Genomic DNA, 4,962 nt, shown 5'->3' with positions numbered 1-4,962 from the left:
CATTACATTCACCGTTCCTGGTATCTATACCGTAACCCTGACGGTGAAGAACAATGGTGGATCCAACTCGACAACCAAGGATAATTACATTACTATTGGAACCGGCAGTCAGTTTACCATTGAGCAGGGATGGAACCATGTCTCTGTCCCGATGGCAGTCACAGAAGACTATAACACGGTAAGCAAACTCTTTAAAGGAATCCAGACCGGAGGAGTTCCTTATGCAGTCTTCAACAATGCTGCAAATGAGTGGGTGAATGTAACGGATGATTATCCGGTCAAGCCTCTGGAGGCGCTCAGAGTCTGGAAGGAAGATCCAGGTTCTGTTGTGATCACTCCTGACTATGTCAAGGGAGGAATATTTACCCGTGATCTGAAAGTGGGTTGGAATGGTATCGGTATTATGGCCATGCAGCCGACTCCTGCCAATGTTGCCCTTGCATCATTAGGAGATGCATGGAATAAGACGCTCATGTTCAACCCGCTCACACAGCGGTGGGAGTACCCGATTATCAGGGGAGTGGATGATGACAAATTCATGTATCCAACCGTCGGGTATCTCATCGAAATGAATACTGACGGGAAACTGATTGGTGGTGAGTAAGATGAGTACGGTGATGAAAGGAATCGGATTCTGTCTCCTGATCCTCCTTCTTTTTGCAGGTATTGCGCCGGCATTGGCAGAGGATGTGGAGATTAAGCAGCTGGTCCCGATGTTTCTGAAAGGAACAGTATACATCGGTGATACACCTGCAAAACCCGGACTCACTGTGGAATCTGATATTCTTGGATTCTGGGGTGGTTCTGCAGTAACGATGTCAAATGGAACATATGGAACAGAATCTCAACCGATGATGGTGCAGGCAGGGGCAAACGAAACCCTGAAAGGGCAACCCGTTACCTTCTGGCTGAACGGCGTCAAGGCTGAAGAGACCATTCCGTATCAGCCAGGTTTGAACCTTGATCAGGATCTGCATTTCTCAAGTGCAGCGGAGAATAAATTAACCGTTGTTCCCCAGGGCGGAGATGTCTTCATTGGTGAAGAGGGTCTTGATGTATCACTCTTCCTGAAGAGCGGTGATACCATTGCCTGGTTTGATCCGACTTCTGAGGCATACCTTACCGAACCGGTAGCATCTATTGTCATTGACAATCCGAAGAGTTTTTTCATTGATCCGGCACAGTTCATGAACCGTACCGGAAGATGGTGGATTTGGTCTGGCGAAAAGTCCAAACAGCTTGGATTTATTGTAAAGGATCCATCCATCGCACTTCGTATCTGGAACCAGAATGAAGATCAGGACATCAATGAAAATGGCGGTAAAATCCCGGCAGGAAACTTTGTAAACTTCCGGATTGAATCGAACCTTTACTCTGCCATTATTCAGCGTGGAAAAGGACTTGCACCTGAAGATCTTGGTATCATCAATATGGTCGGATCTTCCAATGTTACTCAGGTAAACTACAAATTCCTCCGTGGAACCCTCAATGGAGTCCCTGACTCAGACATTGCTCTTCGTGAACTGGTTGTTGATTCTAACCCCTGGTTCTGGCCGGATAATGATAAAAAAACCTCCGGATGGAATACTGGTGCACTGGCATCCGATGGAAACCGCCTCTATCCAAATGGTGAATATAATTTCTATGCAGAAGTCGATCTAAATAATATTAAAAAGAATTATCCAGGAGATCAGACCGGTAAAGCAATTACGAAGGTAATACCTGCAGTTATAGCCGACGATTCAATCGATGTTATTATTAATCCAGGCACCGTGACCCGGAACTCGTCATTCTTCGTTACTATCGGAGGACGCCCAGGCAAGGATTACATCATTGTCATCATGGAATGTGCCCCTGGCGAGACTGACCCGACCAAATGCTGTGCTCTGAAGATGACTGGTGCTCCATGTGACCGTCCACCAATGATCCGGCCTGATCAGAGTGGTGTTGCAGACGGAACAATCGGATTTGACAATAAGGAAGGACCATTTACCATTGGTAATACAAAACTCTCGCCTGATTGCTGTGAGAAATCAGGTACTATCCGTTCAGTTGTACCAACTGATGACAAACCAAATGCACAGGATGTCTACGAGAATGGTGTGTACTACTATGCTCAGGTCAGAACCGATAATGACAACGAACCAACACCTGGATTCAAGACGGTAGAATTTACTGTCGGACCGGATGTTGCTCCAGACCGTCCGTATCGTATCCATGTACAGAGCGTTGAATCAGATCCCGCAAAGGTGATCGATGGAGACGGACTGGTTCAGGTCAACAAGGGAGTAGTTACCCTGAATGTGAAGGAAGACCCGCCATATTATCTGGGTAATGATATCACCCTCTCAGGCATAAACACTGACAGTGATACGGTCTATTTATTCATGACTGGTAGTCAGTGCCAGAACAAGTGTGGAAATGACCTCCTCGGATGGAAGCGTCCTGACGAGACTGAGCACATCATCCAGCCAGGACTTGATATGATTCAGCTTGGTTGTAAGGAGGAATCTGATCAGTTTACGACCATTGCAGTGCCGGTAAAGAGCGACGGGACCTGGACATACACCTGGAAGACACAGAAAGCACCAATCAATCCGGGAACCTACACGGTATATGCATCCAGCCTTCCGATTAACGGATGTTGTCTGGATTGTTCCTGTGCAGTTGTCGCATCACGGGATATCATCCTTGAAGAGCCATGCTTTGATGCAATCCTTGAGCCGGACGTTATTACCAAGCCGGTTGAATGCTGTCCGAATGGATGCAGCTGGACCTCGCAGGATCAGATCCTGCTCAAAGGAAAGGCATGTGGATTCCCGCACACCGGAGAGGGAGATAATGTCACCAAAGAGATCAACCTGTGGATATTCGGAGAAGAAAAGGTCGGGAATGACAAGTATGTCAATGCACGGATCCCGGTCTTCTGTGATGATACCTTTGAGGTGAACCTCCTGAATTACATCAGTCTGTGTGATCTCAAGCCAGGTGCCTACACCATCATCCTCCAGCACCCGATGTATAACCACAAGTTTGACATGGTGAAGGAGACCGACGTTCGGGATCCGATCGAATCGAACCGTATCTGGATGGTCACATCCTATCCGGACGAGTGGAGCAAACTCTTCCCACTTGAAGGACCAGGATACTACCAGGGCAGCCAGGCAGTCAAGGCAATCAAAGACTTCCTTGACCAGCGGCTTGTGGATGATAAATACATCATCCTCACCCTCAGAATTGTTGATGATCGTGTTCCAACCGCTGCATTTAGTGCTGATCCAACCCAGGGAAGCAGACCACTTGAAGTCCAGTTCAAAGACGAATCAACCGGGACAAACCTGACCGAGCGATACTGGGAGTTTGGAGACGGAACCACCTCTACCGAGACCAATCCAAAGCACACCTACAGTGAGGCCGGCGTCTACACAGTCTCTCTGACGGTCATGAACAAGGAAGGAGCAAAGGATACTGCCACAAAGCCTGACTACATAACGGTCCGTGAACCACGGATTAAAGCAGACTTTGTTGCCAGCCCCACCTCCGGGGCCGCTCCCCTTTCGGTTAAATTCCAGGATAAATCAACCGGATCACCGACAAACTGGTTCTGGGACTTTGGTGACGGGTTTACAGCTGCGGGAGTAAAAGATCCATCCCATGTCTATCAGTATGGTGGCAAATACACCGTTACTTTGACCATTACCCTAGGTGATGAGATCGACCGGGCCGTCAAGAAAGATTACATAACAGTCATCGGAGGGCCACAGCCGACTCCGACTATCGGACCCTATGATCCGACCAAGATTCAGCTCTACAGTGGCTGGAACTTTATCTCCGTTGCCCGGACCCTTGCCGATGGATTCAGCAATGCAAGCGCTGTATTCAGGGATGTTCCGACAGGAGGGCATGCAATCTGGGCATATGATCCGGCACGACAGTACTGGGATCAGGTTCTTACCGGAACGGTCATTGCACCTCTGAATGGATACTGGATCTACTCAGTTACGCCGTTTACTATCAATCTGACCTTTAAGAACGATCCAATCAGTGCTCCACCAACCAGAAGCCTTCCAACCGGATGGGCGGCAATCGGATTTACCGGCGGTACCCCGGCTACAGCAAAGGACACCCTGAAATCAGTCAAGGATGCGTGGATTTATGCCCGTGGTTATGATGCACAGCATCAGCAGTGGGAGGCAACCATTGTGAACGGTGGACAGGGTGAGAACACATATCTCTTCCCATCGAGGGGATACTGGCTCTATATGGAAAAGCCTGGAACACTGGCTGCCATTGGTGTGTGAGGAATCATGAATACAGGAACCGTAGCCGCCCGGACGGCTCTGGCTACACTCCTCCTGTTTTCCTTTGTACTCATCTGTTCTGCCGGGGCTCCGGCACTTCCCTGTGAGTTCTACGGAACCGTAACCATTGATGGCTCCCCTGCCCCGGTAGGGACAATTGTGTCAGCCAAGATCAATGATGCAGAACGTGGCCGGTATGTTCTGGAGGAAACAGGAACGTATGGAGGACCGGGGACGTTTGACCAGCGGCTCAAAGTTATTGCTGAAGAGGGTGATCTTTCCAGCGGAAATGCAAAGATCACCTTCTGGATAAACGGACAAAAGGCATGGCAGGAGACTGCATTTCGACCGGGAGTCAGCATGAAACTGGATCTTTCGGTTGGTGGCGATGCACCGCCAGTAACCAATGTCCCCATACAGGATCAGTCTGCAGGATCCGTTCCTGAAGTGGAAATCACGCAGGAACCTTCAGGGGATGCGGGTATTGTACAAGAACCTGCCATGGAATCTCCAGTCCAGCCTGAAATCAACCCTGCCATAAGTGATATGCCTCCACAGCTTCCGGAGATGGAAAACCCTGTTCCGGTAGGCGAAACACCATCGGATGTTCTTATCGCAGACTTTGTCGGGGAACCGGTATCAGGGATTGTCCCGCTTACGG

2 protein-coding genes and 1 pseudogene are annotated in these 4,962 nt (G+C 49.1%); all 3 read left to right on the top strand.

Translation table 11 applies throughout. From position 1 onward, the window contains the following. A partial coding sequence (locus PLA23_RS10380) for a hypothetical protein (RefSeq protein ID WP_324475133.1) occupies positions 1-604 on the top strand: 604 nt, incomplete at its 5' end. Between the two features lies 1 nt (position 605). Beyond that, positions 606-4,301 (top strand): DUF3821 domain-containing protein, encoded by a 3,696-nt coding sequence (locus PLA23_RS10375; RefSeq protein ID WP_324475131.1) that lies wholly within the window; start codon positions 606-608, stop codon positions 4,299-4,301. A 6-nt stretch (positions 4,302-4,307) separates the two neighbouring features. Continuing rightward, a pseudogene (locus PLA23_RS10370) lies at positions 4,308-4,962 on the top strand (hypothetical protein); the annotation flags it as partial.

Origin of the sequence: Methanospirillum sp. (assembly GCF_035406105.1) — an archaeon.
Classification (GTDB): Archaea; Halobacteriota; Methanomicrobia; order Methanomicrobiales; family Methanospirillaceae; genus Methanospirillum.
The sequence above is the reverse complement of the archived record's forward strand: the minus strand, read 5'-3'. Positions and strand labels throughout refer to the sequence as shown.

Coding starts and splice junctions, on each gene's coding strand:
- PLA23_RS10375 (WP_324475131.1), top strand. CDS start 606: ATGAGTACGGTGATGAAAGGAATCGGATTCTGTCTCCTGATCCTCCTT.